General features: G+C 59.4%; 20 protein-coding genes. All 20 read left to right on the plus strand.

The window, feature by feature from the left end; genetic code table 11:
• The 20 genes from AC6H34_RS26340 to AC6H34_RS26435 all read left to right on the plus strand — a co-directional run bounded on the left by AC6H34_RS26340 (position 1) and on the right by AC6H34_RS26435 (position 23,349).
• Complete coding sequence (locus tag AC6H34_RS26340) at positions 1–1,725, plus strand: portal protein (RefSeq protein WP_497540761.1); 1,725 nt, start codon at positions 1–3, stop codon at positions 1,723–1,725.
• Positions 1,722–2,048 (plus strand): Bbp19 family protein, encoded by a 327-nt coding sequence (locus tag AC6H34_RS26345; RefSeq protein WP_497540762.1) that lies wholly within the window; start codon positions 1,722–1,724, stop codon positions 2,046–2,048. Before AC6H34_RS26340 ends, AC6H34_RS26345 begins: the two co-directional genes overlap by 4 nt.
• Positions 2,048–2,863: a hypothetical protein gene (locus AC6H34_RS26350; protein ID WP_497540763.1), complete on the plus strand. Its 816-nt coding sequence runs from the start codon at positions 2,048–2,050 to the stop codon at positions 2,861–2,863. The genes AC6H34_RS26345 and AC6H34_RS26350 overlap by 1 nt, the downstream gene beginning before the upstream one ends.
• Before the next feature lie 23 nt (positions 2,864–2,886).
• On the plus strand, positions 2,887–3,924 hold the full coding sequence (locus tag AC6H34_RS26355) for a major capsid protein (protein WP_497540764.1): 1,038 nt from the start codon (positions 2,887–2,889) through the stop codon (positions 3,922–3,924).
• 48 nt (positions 3,925–3,972) lie between these two features.
• On the plus strand, positions 3,973–4,416 hold the full coding sequence (locus AC6H34_RS26360) for a Bbp16 family capsid cement protein (RefSeq protein ID WP_497540765.1): 444 nt from the start codon (positions 3,973–3,975) through the stop codon (positions 4,414–4,416).
• A 1-nt stretch (position 4,417) separates the two neighbouring features.
• The gene (locus AC6H34_RS26365) at positions 4,418–4,717 is read left to right on the plus strand and encodes a hypothetical protein (protein WP_497540766.1); all 300 of its coding nucleotides are present in this window, start codon (positions 4,418–4,420) and stop codon (positions 4,715–4,717) included.
• 47 nt (positions 4,718–4,764) lie between these two features.
• Positions 4,765–6,132, plus strand: coding sequence for an SGNH/GDSL hydrolase family protein (locus tag AC6H34_RS26370; RefSeq protein WP_497540767.1), 1,368 nt, complete (start codon positions 4,765–4,767; stop codon positions 6,130–6,132).
• A gap of 11 nt (positions 6,133–6,143) precedes the next feature.
• On the plus strand, positions 6,144–6,590 hold the full coding sequence (locus AC6H34_RS26375) for a hypothetical protein (RefSeq protein WP_497540768.1): 447 nt from the start codon (positions 6,144–6,146) through the stop codon (positions 6,588–6,590).
• Positions 6,591–6,593: 3 nt separating this feature from the next.
• Positions 6,594–7,184, plus strand: coding sequence for a phage connector family protein (locus AC6H34_RS26380; protein WP_497540769.1), 591 nt, complete (start codon positions 6,594–6,596; stop codon positions 7,182–7,184).
• Positions 7,185–7,432: 248 nt separating this feature from the next.
• Positions 7,433–9,688 (plus strand): phage tail protein, encoded by a 2,256-nt coding sequence (locus tag AC6H34_RS26385; RefSeq protein ID WP_497540770.1) that lies wholly within the window; start codon positions 7,433–7,435, stop codon positions 9,686–9,688.
• Between the two features lie 14 nt (positions 9,689–9,702).
• Positions 9,703–10,179, plus strand: coding sequence for a hypothetical protein (locus AC6H34_RS26390; protein ID WP_497540771.1), 477 nt, complete (start codon positions 9,703–9,705; stop codon positions 10,177–10,179).
• Positions 10,179–13,460 carry a transglycosylase SLT domain-containing protein gene (locus AC6H34_RS26395; RefSeq protein ID WP_497540772.1) on the plus strand — a complete coding sequence of 1,094 codons (3,282 nt, stop codon included), beginning with the start codon at positions 10,179–10,181 and terminating at the stop codon, positions 13,458–13,460. Before AC6H34_RS26390 ends, AC6H34_RS26395 begins: the two co-directional genes overlap by 1 nt.
• Positions 13,460–15,307 carry a hypothetical protein gene (locus AC6H34_RS26400; protein ID WP_497540773.1) on the plus strand — a complete coding sequence of 616 codons (1,848 nt, stop codon included), beginning with the start codon at positions 13,460–13,462 and terminating at the stop codon, positions 15,305–15,307. The genes AC6H34_RS26395 and AC6H34_RS26400 overlap by 1 nt, the downstream gene beginning before the upstream one ends.
• On the plus strand, positions 15,304–18,336 hold the full coding sequence (locus AC6H34_RS26405; protein ID WP_497540774.1) for a hypothetical protein: 3,033 nt from the start codon (positions 15,304–15,306) through the stop codon (positions 18,334–18,336). The genes AC6H34_RS26400 and AC6H34_RS26405 overlap by 4 nt, the downstream gene beginning before the upstream one ends.
• Before the next feature lie 589 nt (positions 18,337–18,925).
• Positions 18,926–20,680: a hypothetical protein gene (locus AC6H34_RS26410; RefSeq protein WP_497540775.1), complete on the plus strand. Its 1,755-nt coding sequence runs from the start codon at positions 18,926–18,928 to the stop codon at positions 20,678–20,680.
• Positions 20,680–21,381, plus strand: coding sequence for a hypothetical protein (locus tag AC6H34_RS26415; protein ID WP_497540776.1), 702 nt, complete (start codon positions 20,680–20,682; stop codon positions 21,379–21,381). The genes AC6H34_RS26410 and AC6H34_RS26415 overlap by 1 nt, the downstream gene beginning before the upstream one ends.
• Before the next feature lie 8 nt (positions 21,382–21,389).
• A complete protein-coding gene (locus AC6H34_RS26420) occupies positions 21,390–21,926 on the plus strand; it encodes a hypothetical protein (RefSeq protein WP_497540777.1) in 537 nt (178 codons plus the stop codon).
• A 16-nt stretch (positions 21,927–21,942) separates the two neighbouring features.
• Complete coding sequence (locus AC6H34_RS26425; protein WP_497540778.1) at positions 21,943–22,068, plus strand: hypothetical protein; 126 nt, start codon at positions 21,943–21,945, stop codon at positions 22,066–22,068.
• Complete coding sequence (locus tag AC6H34_RS26430; RefSeq protein WP_497540779.1) at positions 22,065–22,610, plus strand: glycoside hydrolase family 19 protein; 546 nt, start codon at positions 22,065–22,067, stop codon at positions 22,608–22,610. The genes AC6H34_RS26425 and AC6H34_RS26430 overlap by 4 nt, the downstream gene beginning before the upstream one ends.
• 355 nt (positions 22,611–22,965) lie before the next feature.
• The gene (locus AC6H34_RS26435; protein ID WP_497540780.1) at positions 22,966–23,349 is read left to right on the plus strand and encodes a hypothetical protein; all 384 of its coding nucleotides are present in this window, start codon (positions 22,966–22,968) and stop codon (positions 23,347–23,349) included.
• The last annotated feature ends 2 nt before the right edge of the window (positions 23,350–23,351 follow it).

Genomic DNA, 23,351 nt, shown 5'->3' on the forward strand with positions numbered 1-23,351 from the left:
ATGTCCCTGATCAACGATCTCATTTCCCGTGCCGATGCGCTGGCTCATAATCGCCAGCAATGGGAGACAGTGTGGGATGAGATCGCGAAGTACTGCCTGCCGGACACCGCGAGGTTTTTGGCTGGCTCATCGACCATAAGCCCGTCATGGTACGACGCCATGGCGCTGGGTCCGACGTCCGTGGAGCGTGGCAGGGTTCGCTATGACGATACGGCTCTGCGCGCGGTTGATCGGCTCGCGTCAGGAATGGAAAGTCTCGTCACGCCGCAAAGCGAGAAGTGGCACGGCCTCGCTGTAACGGACCCGCTGTCGCCTGAAGAGAGCGACGAGGAAAAGGAGTACTTCGAGACCTATCGCGACTACATGTTCGCGGTGCGCTATAATGCCCGCTCTGGCTTCATCGGCGCCCACCAGAAGGCGCTGCGCTCAGCCATATCGCTTGGCACCGGCGTCGTCTTTCTGGAAGAGTCCATGGGGGCGGATGCTTTTGCGGTTCCTGCCCTTTATCGCCACCTTCCATTGAGCCAGTGCTATCTGGCAGTGGATGCACAGGGCGAACCTGATACGCTCTATCGCAAGTTCAGCATGTCGGCGCGGCAGATGATCGCTAAGTTTGGCGATGCCGTGCATGAAAATGTAAAGCGCGCGGCTGAGAATGCCACGGAAAAGGATCGTCAGTTCCAGATCCTTCATGCAGTCCAGCCCCGTGCCGATGTTGGAAGCAGTGGCGGCACAAATCGCAAGGCGCCATGGGCCTCGTTCTATCTCGACCGCGACAACATGCAGATGATGGGCGAGAGCGGATATTACGAATTTCCCTTCGTTGTCTACTACTGGCAACCTGTCGAGGAGAACATTCCTTACGCGCAGTCTCCGGTGATGTTCGCCATGTCGGATATCAAGGGACTGAATGCTGTTCGCAAGACGGCGCTTCGCGGTCTGCAGCAGTTCATCGACCCGCCGATGGCAACTGCCCATGACGGAGTGATGAACCGGCCGAACCTGAACCCACGCGCGATGAACTATGGTGCGATCGATGGCCAGGGGCGGCTCAAGATCCAGCCTATCTTGACCCAGCAGCGTCCTGACTTTGTGCAGGAAATCATCGAGGCAGAGCGTAAGGGCGTCAATGATAGCCTCTATATCACCCTGTTCCAGATCCTCATGCAAAATCCGGAGATGACTGCGACAGAGGCTATGATCAGGGCGAATGAGAAGGGAGAGCTGCTCGGGCCGGCCGGCGGCAAGCTGCAGCAGGCCATGTCACGTGAAGTGGACAGGCTGAGCGGTATCCTTGAGCGCAAGGGAGCGTTTCGTCCCGGCTCGCCCTTGCAGCCGCCTGATAGCCTTAAAGGCCGTGGGTTCGGTGCACGGTTCACCTCGCCGCTTGACCGGCTACGCCGATCCAAGGAAGGCCTTGGCATTCAGCAGACACTCTCTGTCGTGATCCCGTTGGCGCAGGCAGATCCTTCGATCATTGACAACTACGACCTCGATTTCATCGCCCGCGAAATGCCTGAGATCAACGGCGCCCCGCAGAAGATGCTGAAGCGTGTCGAGGAGCGTGATGCTGTTCGTGCCCAGAAGCAGCAGATACAGCAGATGCAGGCTGGCCTTGAAATGGCCAAGACGGGCGGTGAGGCAGCGAAGAACATCGTTCCGGCCGTTGGGCAGGCCGCGGCCATCCTTGGCAATGGACAGGTCGGAGCGCTGCCGCAGCAATGAAATGGCTGTCGCTGTCTCGGTTGTTCTTCTGGAATGCGAGAGGAAAGGAAGCCGAGCTTAAGCTCTCGCTGGCCTACCACAACCTATTCGATGCGCGAAGGGAAGAGGTGCAGATCGTATTGGCCGATCTTGCCGATTACACCGGCTTCTACCGCGTGAATGGACATGGAATTCCACCCGATGACAGAGCGTTTTCGGATGGCATGCGAGCCGCCTACGGGCGGCTCTTTCGTTTCCTCAACCTGACTGACGAGGAGAGAGCCGCGCTGGTGGAAGCTGCGCGGAAGGAAGCGCTCGTCAGCGCTGAAGAAGGCAACTTCTAATGACAGATTCGGCAATCGCCGGGGCCGCTACTGCGGGGACCCTGGAAGGAGCCAACGCAGGTGCTGCCACCAATGGGTCGCAGGCAGCGTCCGCGCCAGACATCTTTGCCAGCCTGCAAGATGCAGAGAGCAGGCAATGGGTCGAAAGCAAAGGCTACAAGGACATCAACACCGTCGTCAGCGACGCCCGCTATGCGGACAAGCTGAAGGCAGAGATTGGTGACCTCAAGTCTAAGGCCCTTGTACCACCCGCCAACGACGCCAAGCCCGAAGACTGGGATGCGTATTATGCGAGGCTTGGTCGACCGGAAAAGCCTGAAGGCTACGACTTCAAGTTGCCAGAAGGACTTCCGCAAGACCTGCCGTATGACGGCGATGCTGCCACCGCCTACAAGGGTTGGGCTCACAAGTATGGGCTCTCCCCGCGCCAGGCACAGGGCATGCATGACGAATTCGTGCGCCATCAGGCTGGACAATTCCAGTCCGCCAGTCAGGCCATGAACCAGCGTCAGGAAACCGCTCACGCAGAAATCGAGAAAGTCTGGGGCGACAAGTCTTCCGATAGCTACAGGGCAAACCTCCAGTTCGCAGATCGTTTCATCAACCAGAATGGTGGTGAAGCTCTCATGGCAGAACTGAAGGCCAACCGCCTGCTTGCCGATAACGGTGCAGTGCTGTCGCCCAAGCTGGCACAGGCATTCGCTGCCGCTGGCAAGGCTCTCTATGCGGAAGACAGGTTCGTCACGGGTGGACAGGTCCAACAGGCAAAGTCAGCCGCCGAGACCCTTTACCCGACCGATCCTTTCAAAAGGTAGGTCTTGCTTGAAGGAAATCGCCAATGTCCACCATTGGTAACACCTACCCGACGCTCGTCGATATCGCGAGCCGTTCGGGCGACGACGGCAAGGTGCAGACCATCATTGCCGAACTCCTGTCGCAGACCAACGAAATGCTGTTGGATATTCCGTGGGTGGAAGGCAACCTGCCGACCGGTCATGTGACGACGGTTCGCACCGGTCTGCCGTCCGCGACGTGGCGCCGCCTGAACTATGGCGCTGCCAACGCCAAGAGCACCACGGCCAAGGTCACTGATGTGACGGGTATGCTCGAAGCATATTCCACCATCGACAAGGATCTTGCCGACCTCAATGGCAACACCGCAGCTTTCCGTCTCACGGAAGACATGGCTTTCATCGAAGGCATGTCGCAGCAGTTCCAGCAGGCCGCTCTTTACGAGAGCGTCGGCGTCAACCCAGAGCGTATCACCGGTCTTGCTCCCCGCTTCTCGTCCCTGTCCGCCGGCAATGGCGGCAACATCATCGACGCAGGCGGCACGGCATCGAGCAACACCTCGATCTGGCTGGTTGTCTGGGGTCCGAATACGGTCCACGGCATCTATCCTAAGGGTTCCGTTGCAGGCCTGAATCATCAGGACGTGACCACTCCAGCGCCTGTCGCAGATGCCGCGGGAGGCCTCTATCAGGCGTATCGCACCAAGTACCAGTGGAAGTGCGGTATCACCGTGCGCGACTGGCGCTACGTGGTTCGCATTGCCAATGTGGATACGACCTCCTCTGCCGGTGGCCTTCAGTCCACGACCCCGCCGAACCTGTATCGGCTCATGGTCAAGGCGATGAACAAGATCCCGAACCTGCCCGCCAACGGCAATGCGGCTCCGAAGAATGCTCCGACCGGTCGCGCTGCCTTCTATGTCAACCGCGCCGTCAAGACGTGGGCTGACATTCAGGCGATGGAGAAGACGACCCTTGCGTTCCAGACGATCCTGGATTCGCAGGGCAATCCCTTCACCAGCTTCCGCGGGATTCCGGTTCGTCTCTGCGATCAGATCCTCAACACCGAAACGCGCGTGGTGTGAGGCCTTTCGGCCTCCACTCTCCCTCAACAACAGATTGGAGAAAAGTCCATGATCATGGACCAGCAGCTTGTCCTCTCCGACAAGCAGGCGATCACCACGACCGCCGTTTCCACCAACACCATCGACCTGTCTCAGGCACGCGATCTGGGCATTGGCGACAATGACCTTGAGCTTGTCATTCAGGTCAATGTCGCGCTCACGGGCGGCACCTCGGTCCAGTTCGCCTATATCACGTCGGCTAACGCTGACCTGTCGTCCGCGAACACCATCGTGCAGACTCCAGCCATCGCCGCTGCCAGCCTCACCGCCGGCACGGAATGGCTGCGTGTGCAGATCCCGGCGCTGTCTCTGTCCACTCAGATGCAGCGCTACATCGGGGTGAGCTACACGGTCTCCGGCACCTTCTCTGCTGGAACGGTCAGCGCCTTCGTCGTCATGGATCGTCAGGGGATCGTTTATTACTCCTCCGGCCTGAACGTCGGAGGCTTCTGATATGGCACGTTATCTGGTCAAGGCGACGTCCTATATCGATGGCCGTATCGTCCAGGAGGGCGAGGAAATCGAGTATAGCGGCAAGGTCACGGAGTTCGACGAACACCTTGCCATGGTCGATGACGTTGCCAACAAGAAGCAGGCCGCGGCCGACGCCAAGGCTGTCGATGAGGATATTAGGGCGGAAGCCATCAAGGCGAAGCTCCTCGACGATAGCAACCATCCCATCGATGACAAGACGCCGATGGTCGTTGTGACCCGCAAGCTTGCCGAGTTCAAGCAGGCGAACGTCTTCAAGTGACAATGGGCCGGGGCCAACGCTCCGGCCTTTCTCTTTAGGGGCATCGCATGGGCAGCGCCAACCTCTTCGGTCATATCGATGGACCTGGAGATCGCATACACCTGACTGTCGACCGGTCTGGTACGCTTGGTTTCTCCACGTCGAACACCGATCCTGAACAAGGCGGCGTCTCGCTGAAAGTCGATAGCGGCTTTTCGCTCACGCAGTCGAAGACGCTCCAGCGCCTACGAGCCGTCTTCCAGCGTGCGTTGTTCAGCAACCCAGAACTGAATCCGGTGATGTCTTCGCCGCCCACGCTGGCGGCTGCATCGTCAGACACATCTGGCCTGACCAAGTTCTATACGATGGATAAGATGGCCTCGATTGGGGCTATCTGCGGCGGACGCTTCTACTACTCCACCACCAACCAGCGTGGCGCCATCGCCAACCAGAACGTTGCCGGTGACAGTGGAAACATCAACTTCCTGGCTAGTCCAACGCCAGCGGTCCCGAGCGGCGAGAATGCTGTTGGTCCCTGGTATCTCAAGTTCATGACCGACGCGCCTGTATTCCAGATCCGCGGAGCTGCGACAGCTGCGAGCAATCCCATCCGGTTCATTGTTGATGGTCAGTATGTCGATCTGACCGGCAACGACCTGAACACCAACAACTATCTAAAGTTCACCTTCGCATCGCGCAAGCCGCGCCTGATTGAGATCGAGGGGCAGTACGCGGTTCAGTGGTTCTCGCTGCAGGTAGACAGCCTGTCGCGCATCTGGAAGCCACAGCCAGCCGATCCGCTGCGCGCCGCGATCAGCGGAGATAGCCATACCGAGAACCTGTCAGGCCTCACGGGAACGGCTTGGAGCGGGTGTTCTGCGATCGCCTCTCGCCTACTCGGCATCTGGGATATGTGGGTCACATCGCTTGGCGGCACGGGCTATCTCAAGACCGGCACAAGCGGACTGCGCAAGACGATCCGGACCCAGATGGATGATTGGGCCTTCAACGGGAAATATGACCTGATCATCTTTGCAGGCGGTTACAACGACCTCGCCTTTTCGACCTCCTCGGTAGCCACTGAAGCGCTAGCTTGCTGGCAGAAGGCCCGTATTGCGCAGCCCAAGGCGATGATCGTTGTCTTCGGCGTATGGGGTGCTGCGAAGGGGCCGGATGCCACAACGATCGCCATGGAGAATGCGCTCTCCGCGCAATTCACGACATGGGCTGACCCATTCTCCGTCTTCATTCCAGTGAGCACGGCCTTCGAGCCTTGGGAGTTCGGCACGGGATATTCCGGCGCCACGAACAGCTCAGGCAATTCAGACAACTACGTCTCGTCAGACGGTGTGCACTGCAACGTCGCAGGACACCAGCATCGCGCTTTCCGCATGGCCAACGCCATTCGCGATGCGGTCTTTAATTTCGCGGGCTAGGAGCACCTACCATGCAGATCACCGATGGCAACGGAAACATCCTCGGGGATGCTTCCGCAAGGCCTCTCTATGTCACGCAGAGCGGAGCGACGGGTAGCGCACCGGCGGGATCAACCGCGCTTACCGCCTCCTCCGGCAACGTTGCAGCAGCCACGGCCACAGCCACGCTGGCTGGGGCTGCATCGGCAACGACCTATATCAGCGGCTTTGAAATCACGGGAGCTGGCGCAACGGCAGCCTCTGTGGTTGTGGCAACTGTAACTGGCGTCATCGGTGGCACCATGTCCTATGTCATCGCAGTTCCGGCCGGCGTCGCAGTTGGCATCACGCCGCTGATCGTCGAGTTCAATCCTCCCCTGCCCGCCAGTGCCGCCAACACAGCCATTGTCGTTTCCGTACCAAGCCTCGGCGCCGGCAACACCAATGCGGCAGTCGTAGCGCACGGCTATCGGATCTGATCCATGCCGAACACGCTGTCCGTCACGGAAATCTGCAATCTCGCCCTGGATTATCTGGATGAGGCGCCGATCACGGATTTCGACACGGATATCAGTTCTCGTGCCCAGCTTCTGCGCCGCAACTTCTGGCCCGTCGCATGGAGCCTGATGCGCAAGCATCCATGGAACTTCGTGCTGTCCCGTGTGCAGATTGCATCTGCGTCAGGCACGCCGCCATTTGGGTGGGCCTATAGCTTCGATCTGCCGAGCGATTTCCTTCGCGTTCTGCCTCTGACGCAAGACGGCACGGAGGATGGCAAGGAAGTCCCATACAAGGTTGAGGGCAAGCAGATCCTCACGGACTGGCCGGCGCCCCTGAATGTCCGCTATCTCCGCAAGATTACGGACACTTCGTATTTCGATCAGCAGTTCGTTGATACGCTCGTTCTCGGCATTGCGGCGAAGATCAGCCACTTCATCACTGGCAAGCAGTCCTATGCCCAGGCGCTGGGGCAACAGGCCAGCCAGGCGCTCCTTGAAGCCCAGATGATCGATGCGCTTGAGGGTACGCCTGATGATCCGATCGATGACTTCTGGATCGACGCGAGACAGTAATGGGCATCTATGCGATCCAGCCCGTTTTCAGCCGCGGCGAGATATCACCAAAGCTTCACAGCCGAGCCGACCTCGAGCTGTACAAGACAGGCCTCAAGGAACTTATGAACTTCCTCGTCATGCGGCAGGGCGGCGTATGCCGCAGGCCCGGCACGAAGTTTGTCATGGAGGTGAAGGACAGCAGCAGGCCAGCACGGGCAATCCCCTTCATCTATCATTCCGGCGCGACCTACGTTGCCTATGTCCTCGTGTTCAATGCCGGCGTGTTCAGGGTGTACGCCCTGGATGGCCGCGTGGGAACCGTGGAAGTCTCCCATCCCTATGCGGACGCAGACCTGTTCGGTATCGACTTCGACCAGACCAACGACGTTCTGGACCTGACTCACAAGTCTTATGCACCGATGCGCATCACGCGCTCCAGCGATACGTCCTGGGCGATTGCGACGGTGCCATTCAGGTTCGGCCCTTATCTCGACGTCAATGTTACCGCGACGACGTTGACGCCTTCCGGCGGCGGCGGCTCTGCGGACGGCACGGGGAACCCTATCCCGAAGATGACAAGCAACACCGCACCGAGCGGCACATGCGCGGCATCCAGTGTGTTGTCATCGTCTGCTTTCAATGGGTTTGATCGAGACAGCGGCGCGTTCTGGTATTCGAGCGGCAAGGCCTCTGAGTGGCTTTCCTATACCTTTCCATCCAGCAAGATCATCGTGGGCTATTCAGTCCAGGCCGGCACCGGCACGGTTGGCGGTGGCGATCTGCTCACCACGCGTGCGCCTAAGTCGTGGACCTTCGAAGGTTTCGACGGCACCAACTGGATCGTGCTCGATAGCCAATATGGCCAGACGGCATGGAGCGATGGCGAGGCGCGGTATTTCCGCTTCATCAATACGACGGCCTATATCGGCTATCGTATCAACATGTCGTCAAACAATGGCGGCGCGACATACGCAATTGCCGAGCTAGCGTTCACAGAGAGCTTGACGACGGCGCCGGCCGTAACCATCACGGCCTCATCGGTCACGGGCATCAATGGCAGCGCTGGCTTCACCAATGCCGATATCGGGCGCATCGTTTCGATCCTTGGCGCCAACGCCATCTACCGTGCCTTCGTTATCACGGCGGTGACATCAACGACGGTTGTATCTGCAGTGCTCGATGATGCACCGCTGCAGATCGCACAGACTACTCTGCAATGGCGGCTTGGTGCCTGGGGTGCAACGCCGGGGTGGCCAGCACATATCTGCACCTTCGAAGGCCGGAAGGTCTATGCGCGCACCAATGCCCAGCCGTCCGGCATCTGGGGCACGCGGTCGAACGGCTATGGCTCGTTCCTCGACTACTCGGTCACCGTCCCTGTAGCCGATGACGATGCGATTACCTTCACGCTCGCCGACGTCAATGAGATCCAGTGGCTGTCTGAAGGCATGGACATGGGGATCGGCACGGGTGGCGCGGCACGCACCATGGGTCGCGACAGTCCCAATCTCGCCTTCTCTGCGAAGAATTTCAGGCAGGTTCTGCAGAGCAGCTATGGCTCTCAGGCCGTCCGGCCGACAAAGGTGGGAAAGTCGACCGTCTTCGTTTCTGTCTATGGGAAGGCCCTGCGTGAATTCGCCGGGGACAACAGCAACAGCGGCTATGACACGCCCGATATCTCGGTGATGTCTGAGCACCTCCTCAGTTCCGGTGTGGTGGAAGTCACCTACCAGCAGGAGCCGAACAGCATCGTCTGGTCTGTAGCTGGTAACGGCGAGCTCGTCGGCCTGACCTATGAGAAGCAGCAGAACATGGCTGGCTTCCATCACCACCAGCTTGGCGGTGTTTTCGGGACCGGCATACCGATTGTCGAAAGTGCGTGCACGATACCTGGAACAGGCCAGAACGAGACGTGGCTGATCGTCAAGCGGACCATCAATGGCGGCACGAAACGCTATATCGAACGCCTGACACAGCCCTTCGATAGCAAGACAGGCGTTCCTGCAAATGCATGGTATGTCGATTGCGGGCTTCAGTATAACTCGACGCCAGCAACAACGATCAGCGGCCTTGGGCATCTTGAAGGCCAGACAGTTTCCGTCCTGGCTGACGGAGCAAGGCAGCAGGATAAGGTTGTATCGAGTGGCGCCATAGCGCTCGATATTGCCGCCTCGAACGTCATTGTCGGACTGCCATATACCTCTCGCCTCAGAACATTGCCGTCCGCGGTATCGCAGGGTGACGGATCTGGGCTTGGCAGGCGCAAGAAGATCTCTCGCGTCATCTTCGACATGGTGGATTGCGGACCTGTCAGGGTTGGGCGGCATGTCTCGACAGCCGAGCAAGCCGTATTCCGCCACACGACTGACAATCTCGGAGCCGCGCCTCCTCTGAACTCCGGTTTTGTCGAGGCCCATCCAGGTACGTCATGGAGCGACAACGGCGAGCTTGTCGTCATTGCCGATGGCCCTCAGCCCGCAACCATCCTGTCCATCACGCCTTCCATAGATTCGGAGCCGTAGTCGTTATGTGCTTCATGTTACTCGGCCTGCTGGGCACTGCCGTTTCCGCCGCCGGCTCCATCGCCTCCGGCCAGGCTCAGAAGGCCCAAGCCGACGCTCAGGCCAAAGCCTATCAGCAGCAGGCCCAGCAGGAGCAGCTTCAGGGGCAGTATCAGGCTGATCGCAAGCAGGAAGAAATCAATCAGCAGATCGGTTCCCAGACGGCCCAGATTGCCGCCAGCGGCGTCAATACGGGTGGTTCGCCTTCCGACGTGATCGGTTCGACTGCAAGCCAGGGGTCGCTTGATCGTAGTGCCATTCTGTATGGCGCTAAGGTTCGCTCCCAGAATGACATGTACCAGGCGCGGCTGGCCAAGATATCCGGGCAGAATGCGGTGACCGGCAGCTACTTCAATGCTGCTGGCAGCGTGTTTGGTGGTCTCGGCCAGATGGGCAAGATGTACGACCCGAACAAGACGTTCATGGGCAACATGTTTGGGTATAACGGCTAATGCCTGTTTTTCAGAACTACGAACCTCAGGTCACGCCTGACATTGGTCAGGTGCAGCGCGTGTCGACCAATGGCGAAGCTATTGGGCAGGGGCTATCCAATTTTGGCCAAGGGCTGAATGAGGCAGCGATGGGGCTCTCCCATCTGCAGCGCCGATATGATGAAATCCAGAAGCAGAAGGAAGCATTCAATACTGCCAACAGTACGGATACTTTCAAGGCGCAGCAGGCAGGTCAGTTTCAGACTGATCTGCAGAATGCTCCTGCTGATGGCACGAACTTCACACTTACGACATTGCAGCGCTACGACCAAGACGCTGAAAAGTTCCTGAAGACCGTTCCTCAGGATCAGCTTGACCGTGTGCGTGGCGAACTTGGTACATATCGTCAGACACTTGAGAATACAGCGTCTGGCAAGGAGCATGCGCTGCTTAATTCCAACAGCGTCAAATCTCTGGGCGATAGCTATACGGCGACCTTGAATGCAGTGAACGCCGATCCGTCCCAGCGAGATACGTTGCTTAAGGGTCTCAAAGAACGCATCGATATGGCGCCTGGCCTCGAAGCGGCACAGCGGGGAGACATTTACCGCAACGCGGTTCAGGGCGTTGCTCTGCAGTATGTGAAGAGCCTTGCTGGCGCAGACCCCGCCAAAGTCCGGCAGTTGCAGGGGATGCCAGCGCAGAGTCAGGGGGGGGCACCGACCACTCCTAATGGTGTGTGGCAGAATATCCTTGGCGCCGAGAACGCGAGTGGTAATCCCGAGGCAGTCTCGAACAAAGGCGCTCAGGGTGTTGCTCAGGTCATGCCGGACACAGCCCGTCAGGTAGCGGGCCAGCTTGGCATGTCGGACGTTGCCAAGATGAGCGACGACCAGTTGAAGGCGTATTTCACCGCGCATCCTGAGGCGAACGAGAAGATTGGGCGGACCTATTTCGACCAGCAGATGTCGAAGTATGGCAACGATCCGCAGGCAGCAGTCATCGCTTACAATGCCGGACCCGGCGTTGCCGATAAATGGATTGCATCCGGTCGCAATGACGCGGTGCTACCGAAGGAGACGCAGGACTACAAGGCCAAGGTGCTTGGTTCGGGGTATGACGTTAATTCCGGCGATGTCCCTTCTGGTGGCCCCGCCCGAGGTTCGTCCGTCAGTGAGAATAAGCCGCCGATCAATCCGCAATATGGCTCGCGCTTCAACTATGCCAACGTCCAGAACATGGGCGATCCCCGCTCACCTGGATGGGTGGAGCAGAATATCACGCCAGTGTCTGTCGATGGGCAGACGTGGCAGGTCAACAAGCAGGCAGCGGCAGCTTTTCAGGGCTTCCTGAGCGACCTGAAGGCGGAGGGATACGATCCAAAGTCCAGCGGTGGTTACAACTATCGCACGATCCGTGGTGGTGATGGCACGAGGCTATCACAGCATGCCTTCGGCAACGCCATTGATATTGACGCCCCCAACAATGCTCAGGGCAGCACCAAGACAAATCTGCCGCCGAACGTTCGTGAGCTCGCCCAGAAATGGGGGTTGGTCTGGGGCATGGATATCAAGGGGCGCCCAGACCCGATGCATTTCGAATGGGCTGGACCAAATGGTTCGCAGGGAGGCCAGCAAGCAGGCGGTCAGACTTACACTCCTACTCAAGACCCCGTTCTCTCCACTCTGTCACCCGACCAATGGGATTCGCTTTACAACAGCGCCCGTGCGCAACAGTCGCAGAACGAAGCCATTGCCCGCGGCAACCTCGAGCCTCGCGTGCAGGACGCAACGGCCGCCCTCATGACGAATGGGCGGTATGACGGTGTGATGCCGACGCAGCAAGATTTCACGGCGGCGTACGGTGCTCAGGAAGGCGCGCAGAGGTTTGCCCAATTCGCTCAGGTCCAACAGGTTGGCAAGGAGATCGATGGCTTCAAGACCATGACGCCTGAGCAGATCCAGGCCGATGTCGAGAGTGCCCGCCCTGTTGGTTCTGGTGATGGCTTTGCCATGCAGCAGTCACGTTTTGAAGCGGTATCGAAGGCGGCAGCGACAACCCTCGCCATGCGTAAGGCTGATCCGGCCAAATACGTGCAGAGCACACAGCCTCAGGTCGCCGCGCTATGGCAGAATGCCAATACGACGGATGGATATCGTTCAGCCTTGGCCGGAATGGCTGCAGCTCAGACGCAACTCGGCATTGCCCCGCAGGACCAGAAGCTATTGCCGGATGACTATGCCCAGCGAGTTGTGGACCAGTACAAGAATTCTGATGCTCCCGCTTCTCAGCGTTTTGCTGCGGTGACAGGCGCTGTTCTCCGCACTTCAGACCAGAACCAACAGCGCGCCGTATTCCAGCAGCTTGTCAAACAAGGTCTACCTTCTGTTACCGAAGGCGCCATAGAGGCATATGCGCGGGGTGATGTCGGGGCTGGCGATCGCCTGATGACGGCTGCGACGACGGATTTTTCAAAACTGCCGGCGGCATCGGAAGATAAGATCAAGAAGGCAGATCTTGATGATGCCATTGCACGTGACGTCATGGCTCCTGATCAGATTGGCGGCATTGCCTACGGCGTGCGCTATGGGGGGCCGGAGAATATCGCTCGTGCTCAAAACGGCGCCGATCTCATGCAGCGCGCGGTTCGCATGCGCATGGCTCAGGGTGAAACCGACATAAACAAGGCGGTAGCGGATGTCTCTAAGGACATGTTCGGCACCGACAATGAGGTGTTCAACTACACCATCAACGGCATGAACATGGCGGCTGCACTTCCTGTCGGCACCGACAAGGGTGTTCTCTATCGTGGTGTTGCTGCCATTCGGCCTCGGATCGAGGCGGCGATCACCCAGTCAGCGCAGGCATTGAATGACCGCTTGGCTGTTGGAGATCCCACCCGCAAAGCCGTTCTCGACGCTCAGACTAAAAATCAGGTCAACAATATCATCAATGGTGGCGAGATCACGAACTACGGCAGCGATGGCTTCGTCTTCATCGACCCATATACGAATAAGGCCGTCCCAGGGCTTGATGGTAAGCCATATGTCTTCACGCTCGGTGATATTCAGAAAGCGGATGAACTGTCGCAGCAACCGTCATCCCAGCCACAAGCACCTGCAATTCAAACGCCGGTAGCGCCACAGGGGTCCACTCCTCCGCCACCGCCAGCTTCTGGGGCTGTCCCTAAGATCCCAACGCCGCCGCCGGCCAGAACCAGCAATATACCCACGAGTGGGAATGATGCCTTCAACCAGGCTCGGGAACAGTTTGGCACGAATACCTATGGTGGTGGTCTATAATGGCGCTTACCTCATTCATGCCGGGCCCGACCTATGATGCTTTCACGCCTCAGGAGTTCACTGAGCAGGCATTCGCCCAGCCGTTCTCAATGGCGGAGACGTTCGGGCAATCTGCTGTTGGTGGCGTTCTGAGTTCCTTTGGGCTCGGGACTGCCCTCAGGGCTGGAACGACGGATGCTGGACGCCAGTTTGTCCCGCTCGACGATCAAAGCCGGGAGCCTCCTGTCGATCTCTCTCAGAGCCAGATCAGGCCGGAGACGAACGCGGAAGTTTCGGCTCGTGGTGATACGCCGCTGGATCAGGAGCAATACAAGTCGTCCCGCTACTACCGCCAGCAGATCCCATGGGATCAAAGCATGACGGAGAACCGCGCGAGAGATCTGGCGCAATATGCCGACGCTCAATCGGTGCGCGATGAGATTGCGCGTCGCCGTCCGTGGACGGCAGCGGCTGGGAACGTCACCGGCTCAGCGCTCGATCCGATCAACTATGTTCCAGTTCTTGGTGAGGGCGCTACCGCCGCAGCTTCAGCACGCTTGGGTGTGATCGGAGGCCGTGCGCTGATTGGTGGTGCCGATGCCGCAATCAACGTCGGCATTGCCGGGCTTCTGACCGCTCCCACTCGCGCGCAGTTTGGCGACGACATCTCATGGCAGTCCCAGGTTTCCCAAATGGCCATGGGCGCGGCGCTCGGCGCCGGCTTCGGCGCTCTTGGTGGCATTTTCAAGGTTCGCGCCGATGCGCGTGCTGAAGGCCTGCGTTCGGATATCGAACAGCGTCTTGCCACAGTACGCAATGGTCAGGAGTCCATGGCGACGCTGCGTGAGGCGGTTGCCGGGCTGGCAAACGATGGTGAGGTGCGGCTTGGCGATACTTCGATGGGTCGCGTTACCCAGATGGCAGACCAAGTCGCCAGGGAGAGCGACGCGGTTGGCCGTGCCTATGATGAAGTGCATGCACAGCCTACGGGGCCGGTGAATGATCCGCTAGTGAGGATCACGCCTGAAGAAATCGATGGCACGATTATGGCGCGGGGGGCTTTCAAGGATATAAACAGCCTCGAATTCTCTCAGCGCGGCTACGGCTTCGTGAAGTTCATTTGGAAGCAGGGCGAGGAGTCGGTCAAGCCACCGGAGCTTCAAATATCGCGTGAAGACTTGACTTCCTTCCCTCAGATCATCCGCGACTATGAGCCGTCGCGTGTCAGCGCGGATGGCAACCGGCGCGAATGGAGAGTGGAACGGGAAGGCCGAACTGTGGTCTATGCCGACAAGGTCATGAACGGTGATCGGCATGTTGTGACGACTTACGTCCAAGACCCCGCAAGGCCTGACGCGAATTCTCCCTTGTCGGAGAGAAGGCAACCGGCGCCTCAGTCAATCCCATCCGGTGTTTCAACCACTCTGGAGGATACACCCGGGGGCCTTTCCGCTAGCTTGCCCGGTGTGACTGAGGCGCCTGATCGTCCCGGTACGTTCAATGCTCGTCAGACGCCTGACGTCCCTGAACTTAACGCCCAAGGCGGTATCGGGGGCACAAGGAATATAGCGCAGACCGCAGACCGCGACAACATCGCTCTTCAACCGACTGCTGAGCGAACCTCTCCAGAGGCACTTCAGGCCGCAAGAGATATCGCAAAATCTGCGACGCCGGATGAAATCGCCAAGGCCAATGGCGTCGACCCCAAGACGGGCGAGTTCGCGGAGCAATATCAGCTTGACCAATTGGACGCAGAGGGGCGCATGACGGCTGCGGACCATGAAGCCATGAAGACCGCCGATGAAAATGTGAAGGCAGCGGAAGCCTGGGGCGAAGCCCTCAAGGCCGCTGTGACGTGCATCCTATGAATTATGTTCCGAGCGCTGCCTGTATTGCCGCCGCCAAGGATGCGGCCAAAGGCGCCCTGTCTGACGCTGAGATCAATCAGGCATTCCAGAAGGTCTATCAGGAGAGCGAACGTCTCAAGGCGACGGGCGCCGCGAACCGCGCTGAGCGCCTGATGCAGAAGATCCTTCAGGAAACGGAGCGGGCCAGGATCGCGGCGGCGCTCCAGAAGCGTCACGAAGCCCTGAACATTCTCACCTTCGACCGGCTGAAGGAAACGACAGACAAGATGCGCGCGGGCGGCATGAAGCCGCATGATGCCCTTCTGACGCTGATGCGCGGCCGGGAAAGCAACGTCGAAGGCAGCCGTATTTCGGTGGATGCCAACACCCTCGCCTATCGCGGTATGTTCTTGGGCGACATGTTTGCGCAGATGCAAAGAGAGCGCCCACAAGTCGAGGCGATGCTCGCAGATCGCGCCTTTGACAACGATGTCGTCCGCGAGATGATGGAGCTTCGCGATGGCGGTGCACCTGGCGTCACGAAGAACAAGGATGCGCAGTACGTCGCCAAGACCTTCGCGACCTATGCCGAGATGAGCCGTGTCCAGTTGAACAAGCTGGGGGCGTCCATCGGTAAGCTGGATGGATGGGCCGGTGCTCAGACCCATGACGAAAACTTGCTTATCGCAGCAGGTAAACCGAAGTGGGTGGATGACATCCGGCAGCTTCTAGATGTGCAGCGCACCTTTCCCGAAGCGCAATCCGAGGCTGAGGTGCGAGACATCCTCGAAGATGTCTATGACACGATATCGACCGGCGTTTCGTCAAAGCCGATTATTCGACAGGACGCAGGCCGCGTGAACCCTGCCAATCTGGCAAAGTCCCTCGGCAAGGAGCGCGTGCTGCATTTCAAGGACGCCGATGCTGTCATCGCCTATCGCGACAAGTATGGCTACGGCAACACTGCTTCCTCGATCATGGCGCACCAGACCAAGGCGGCGAAGCTGGCGGCTGCAATGGAGATGTTCGGCCCAAACCCGGAGAACATGGTTCAGAAGCTTGTAGACCGCATGGGGCGTGATATCCGCGACGATGTGAAGATGTCGCCGGCCGAAAAGCAGAAGTTGCTGAAGAGCCTTCGCGCCGATGGTGGCAGCATTCGTACGGCGCTGGACATCATGTCCGGCCTGACTTCTCGCTCGGTGGATGCCAATCTGGCAGCTGTCGGCAACAACATCCGTGCCGTTCAATCCATGGCGAAGCTTGGCGGTGCCACGATTTCATCGGCGCCGGCCGATCTTGTGACAAACGCCATTGCCTCTCAGTTCCGCGGCAGCGGCTTCTGGAAAGGGCTGACCGATCAGCTTGGCGGCATTCTTCAGGGGCGCCCCAAGGGGGAGCAGAAGGAAATAGCCTATCTTCTTGGTGAAGGCTTCGAAGGCATCATTGGGCACATCAACGCCGACGCCGTGGCGAATGACACGCCGCTCGGCAAGATGTCCGGCATGATGGAAAAGTTCTTCAAGTGGAACGGCATGACGTGGTGGGACAGCATTGGCCGCGCCACCTCCGTTCGTACCATCGCCGCTGAGATGGGCATGCGGGCACAGACGGAATTCGCCAAGTTGCCAGCTGCCTATCAGCATGTTCTTGGTCTGCACGGAATTGATGAAGCCCGCTGGAATGTCATTCGGCAGGCCGATGCCAAGCTATCGAATGGGAAGTCCTATATCCTTGGCGATAGCATGCGGGATCTCAGCGACGAGGCCGTGCATCCATTGGTGTCGGACCAGCTTTCCAAGGCTGATGCAGCCCTGATCAAGCGCCAAGCGGATCGTGCAGCCAAGACCGCGAAGGAGCAGGATTGGGTTTCGAAGCGCGCCTTTAAGATCGAGGCGTGGATGGGCCGCATGGAGGCGCGGCTTGAGGATCGCATCAAGACGATGAAGGATCAGCGAGATGCTGGGTTAGATGAGCTTCGTTCCAAATTGCAGGACGTTCGGCAGTCGCTGACTGACGTTCGTTCCGGGCTGGCAGACGGTGATATCACAGCCCGCATGGCCGGCCGGGCTGAAGGTAAGGGCTCACGAGATATAAGCGCGCTCAACAAGAAAATGGATGACCTTGACCGCCAGTTCCAGCGTGTCGGCAAGGACAAGGCGGCGCAGCTTCTGGCAGACTACACAGAGCGTCAGGGCGAACTGAAGGAATTCAGCGACCGCATGCAGCGGTATGCCGACGCACGGGAGGCGGCAGGCAATGTCGATGAAGCCGCCCAAGCGCAGCGTATTAAGGACATCTACGATCAGGGCCGTTTCGATCTGGAGATGAAAATCCGAGCCTTCGTGGCGGATGAAAGTCGCTATGGCATGATCTCTACGGACGCCAGGTCACGCGCCGTCTCGACGTTGGGAACGCGGCCGGGGACCGTGGCGGGCGAGGCCGTTCGCTTCATCATGCAGTTCAAGGGCTTCCCGATTGCCTTCACGCAGCGTGTGCTGGGTCGGGCCATCTATGCTCAGCGTCGCGACGCTTCGATGTGGGAGAAAGGCGCCCATATAGGAACGATTATTGCGGGGCTCGGAGCGGCTGGTTATATGGCTATGGCGATGAAGGATGCCATCAAGGGGCATTGGCCGCCACGCAACCCGGCAGATCCGAAGACCATATTAGCTGCATTCCAGCAGGGTGGAGCGCTTGGCATCTATGGTGATTATCTATTCGGTCAATCCAATCGCTTTGGGAACTCAGCCTTGGAAACGGCGGCCGGCCCGACAATCGGTACGGCTTCCTCGATCATAAATAATCTGGTTGCTACCCGAGACTATGCCGCAGGTAAGCTCGAAGGAGGCAGGTCAGCCAGCCCTGCTGCGCAGTGGATCAGCCTGCTACAGGGAAACACCCCATTTGCTAATCTGTTTTATACCAAGCCCGCGCTGGACTACCTGATCATGAATCAGGTTCGTGATTGGGCGACGCCAGGGGCGACGAAGCGCGCGGCACAGCAGAGGTTCAAGGATTACGGGCAAACCACGTGGGGAACACGATAGGCCCTAGCTTTCTCGTTATGAGTAGGGCCACACCACCCCACAGCACGCTCGCACACAGGATTGTTGGAAGTAGCCTTCGTACCGTATCGCCATCGCGCAAGACCATGCCGCAGATAACGTAGGCGCCGGCAGTGACCAATGACACCAGCCCCCACGCAGCCAGCCAATACGGTCTTCTAAGGAAAGACGCGGCCACTATCGCGATGATCCACAAAAGCGGGTCGGCTGACATCCCGATAATTCCACCGACGAAGTAAGCAGCCGAATTCATCCCGCCACCCCCAAAACAATAGCGCGGAGATTACTCCCCGCGCCCATTGCTTTCAACGACCGCCGTCACGTTGATCGGCAGCCCGCCCTCCGCAACTTGAGCCGTCTGCAGCGCGATCCCAGGAATGGTCGCAGTTGCCGGCAAAAGCCGGTGCGATACCTATCGAGAAGAACGCAGCAATCATTGCCGCAACAACAAACCTAATCATTTCCCTAGCCCCATACCCTGCATAATTGCAGGTACCTCTTTCGAACGACCGTTAGCGTGACACATCCGTGACCCCGCCCTCCCCGGCGGGGTTTTTCTTTGGGAAAGCCCATGACAATCAACAGCTACGACAACCGGCGCACCTACGCCGGCAACAGCAGCACGACCGCGTTCAGCTTCCCGCCGCCTTTTACGGTGAACACGGATTTGGTTGTCCAGATCCAGGCGGCAGATGGATCGATCACCACCAAGGTGCTGGGGACGGACTACACGGTATCGAGCCCGCCATATTCCTCCGGTGGCACGGTGACGATGACAGTTGCGCCAGTCACAGGGGCAACGCTGATCATCTACCGTGATGTGCCGATCACCCAGGGCGTAGCGCTCAGCGACGGAGGTCCGGTTCCGGCAGCAACGGTCAATGGCGCTTTTGATCGCATCACCATGTGGGGGCAGCGGCTTCGTGAGATGGCGTCGAGCATCACATCGCTCGTCACCACGACGACTGATGGCCTGATGTCTCACCTCGACAAGGCCAAGCTGGACGGCATCGCGGCCGGTGCCCAGGTCAATACCGTGACGAGTGTTGCCGGCCGAACCGGCGACGTGGTGGTGGCGAAGGCAGACGTCGGTCTTGGCAATGCAGACAACACATCGGACGCCAACAAGCCGGTGAGCACAGCGCAGGCTGCCGCGATAGCGCTCAAGCTGGCCATCGCGAACAATCTCTCCGACCTCAACAATGCTGGTACCGCCTTGACCAACCTCGGCGGTTCGACGGTTGGCAAAAGTGTCTTCACCGCGGCGAACACGAGCACAGCCCTTACGGCTTTGGGTGCGGGGGCAACGGGAGCGAGTCTGTTTGCGGCAGCGTCGGCAGGTGCCGCCCAAACTATTCTATCGCTTGTCCCCGGCACGAATGTGCAGGCCTTCAGTGCGAGGCTGGCGGAGATCGCCGCCATTGCCTGGGCTCAGGGTGATTTTCTCTGGTTCAACGGCACAAACCTCGTTCGATTGCCGGCGGGAACATCAGGTCAGGTTCTCGCCACGGGCGGCACAGGAGGAAGCCCGAGCTGGCTGACAGTTTCTGGCACCGGCACTGTCACCAGCGTTGCCATGTCCGTACCTACTGGGTTGAGCGTATCCGGCTCACCGATCACCGCGAGCGGCACGTTTACCGTCACATGGTCCGGTGTCATCCCAGTTGCGCAGGGCAGCACGGGTATCTCGTCCTATACCGTAGGCGATATTCTTTATGCCGACACCACCAGTTCACTTGCCAAGCTCGCTGACGTCGCAGGTGGCAACGTGCTCCGTTCCGGTGGCGTTGGCGCGGCTCCATCATGGGGCAAGGTTGGGCTGACGACGCATGTCACTGGAACGCTTGCTCCGGCAAATGGCGGCATAGGATCGTCGTCTGCTGGATCGGCTGGCTACCTCCTCGTCAGCGATGGCACGAATTTCAACGCGACGGCACCAGCCACCGTCGCTCAGTATCGCGCGGCGACGGCGAATGCTCAGCTTGATGCAGCGACCCCTTGGGCCGCGGCAGCGGCTCCCCAGCTCACGGACGCGGCAACTATCGCTGTGGATTTCTCGGCCGGCTTCAACTTCTACGTGACGCTTGGTGGCAACCGTACGCTTGGCACCCCAACCAATATGAAGACCGGGCAGACGGGTTCCATCTCGATCTTTCAGGACGGTACCGGCAGCCGGACGCTTGCCTACAGTTCGGCATGGAAGTTCGCGGGCGGCGTTGCTCCTGTCCTTTCGACGGCGGCAAGCTCCTGGGACAAACTCTATTACGTCGTCGAGGACGCAGCGGCCTCCAAGATCCACGCTTCGCTTGTGAAGGGGATCGCCTGATGCTGCCGGGTCTTATCGCTAATCCGGGGGCAATGTCGGGTGTGTCGCCCCCATCGGTCGACTTCATCGCATCGGGCGGCTCCTCGCCCTCAGCGACGACATGGACATTCAGCCTCACCCTGCCGAGCTATGGTCGCACGGTGCTCCTCCTGCTTGGCGTGTCGATGTTCACCGCCGCCAATGGCGCAACGATCACCGCGTGCTCCTGGAACAGCATTTCCGGAACGGCGCTGGGCACGAGCGGTATCGGCATCTCCGCCAACTATCACCGGATGTCGCTCTATAGCGTCGTCGTCCCGGCAGGCTCCCAGGGCACTACGGCGAATATCTCGGTCACCGCGAGTGGCGCCGCCGCTCGTGCCATGTTCGGTGCCTGGGTGGTCAAGGACTACACCAGCACCACGCCGATCAGCGCTCCCACTGACAACAATTCGAGCGGCACGGTTCTTTCGCTTGGCTACGGCACGCTCAACGCGGGCGACGTAGTGGTAGGCGCGGTCCACGATTACCGGACAAGCAACCATGGCTGGACGTGGAGCAGCGGCACCAAGGATTACGATGCCAACGTGACGACCACGACGGTTCATTACACGGGCAATCATCAGGTCACGGCATCAGGCGGGACGCTCACCGTGACCGCAACCGTCGATGACGCGACCAACTTCACCTACGGCGTCGCCGTGGGTGCTGCCTTCAGATAGGTGTTCCCATGCTCATTCGATTTGACACGCTCCAGCCCTGGAGCGGCAGCGAACGGCTGCCCGACGAAAACGGCGTCCTCTATCCTCCCAATATCGAGGAGCTGTGGAGCGCCGCGGATCTGGCGGCAATAGGCCTCGCTGTTCCGCAGCCCTTCACGCCGCCGGCTGGCTTCCACATCATCGGAGATCCGCGCTACGAGCTGGACGGCAGCACGATCAAGACCGTCTACGATACCGAGGCTGACGTGCCGGTCGTGCCCGAAGTCCTCTCCCGCTGGCAGTTCTTCGCCGTCGCAGCGCTAAACAGCATCATCACGCAGCAGGCGGCGCAGGCCGCGCTGGCTGGCACGATGCCCTCGCCGTTTGTCGACTTCATCGCCACGCTTCCGACCGATCAGCAGTTTCCGGCGACGATGCTCCTCGGCGGGACGCAGGAGTTCCACCGCCATCATCCCTTCGTCCAAGCCTTCCTGACGGCGAAGGGCATGACTGACGCTCAAGCCGACGCAATCTGGATTCAAGGCGCGGCACTGACGCTCTCCTAACCCCTCGGACACCCCCATGCTCATCCGAACCCTGCTTTGCGGGCTGCTGGCGCTCGCCCTGAGCGCCTGCGTCACACCCGGCGATCCGCTGTCACAGCCAGGCTCTCCCAATCTCGCACCGTATGTTGGAGGTGGAAAGTGATCGGCTCACCATTCTTCACTGCCATTCGCGCGTCGCTCTGCAAGGGCTCGCTGCAGCAATCACAGGTCGATGGCTTCAATATCCTGTCGAAGGCGTGGGACCAGAAGGGCGACGGCGACGTCCGCAAGCTGGCGTACATCTTCGCGACCGCCTGGCATGAGACAGCCGAGACCATGCAGCCGATTGCCGAGTACGGCAAAGGCAAGGGCAAAGCCTATGGCAGGCCCGATCCGAAAACCGGCAAAACCTACTACGGTCGCGGCTATGTCCAGTTGACGTGGAACTACAATTATGAGCGCGCCACCAAGGAGCTCGGCATCGACCTGCTGGGCAATCCCGACAAGGCCATGGATGCCGACATCGCCGCTCCTGTCGCTGTCGTCGGCATGCTGGAAGGCTGGTTCACGAGCCGCAAGCTCTCGAACTACTTCAACGACAAGACCAACGATCCCGTGAACGCCCGCAGAATAATTAACGGCACCGATCGCGCGACGCTGGTTGCAGCGTATCACGCCAAGTTTCTCGTAGCACTGAGGGCATGAACATGACCGAGACATTCCGCGTCAAGGTACGCATCAAGCGCTTCAAGTTCAGCCCGATTACAGATCCCTACGATCCCAGCCGCATTCCGCCAATTACGGCTCCATGGACGCTAACACCGTATACTTGTCCACGGTGTGGAATGAAATGGACTGGCCCGATGGGTTACGCCTGCCCACACGGGCAGATGTGCGGCGTGCCGCTTAGCCTAGAACCTCACTGGCACGGCGCTGGCTGGATCTCAACGCCGGCTATATGCGGCAGCGGCTCCAGCGTAGCGCCGCACGATCCTCGCCAGCAGCTTTGGAACTAAACCGCGCCGGCCGGTCGCTCGGCAATCCCCCAAGGAAACACCTCATGAAACTCCGCTATGTGTACATGGCGGCGATGCTCGCGCTTGCCGTGCCCATCGCCTCCTGTTCGACGGTCAGCAAGATCGCTGGCTTCACCGTCTCCCAGAAGGAAGTCGCCATTGCCGTTCAGGCGTTCGACGGAGTGAAGGCGACGGCCACCAATATCCTCAAGCTGCCGGACTGCACGGCAACGCAGAAGGCCATCAAGGATGGGTGCATCACTCAGAGCCTTGGCCGCACTATTGTTGCTGACGTTGATGCTGGTACGGCTGCCCGCAATTCTCTCTGGGTCGCCTCCAAGGGCACCACGGAAGGCGTCGGAGTGCGTGCCGCCTATGACGCTGTCATCGCCGCAACCACCGCTCTCAACGCCGATATCAAGGGGTAAGC

Source organism: Labrys sp. ALF-8, assembly GCF_059699065.1.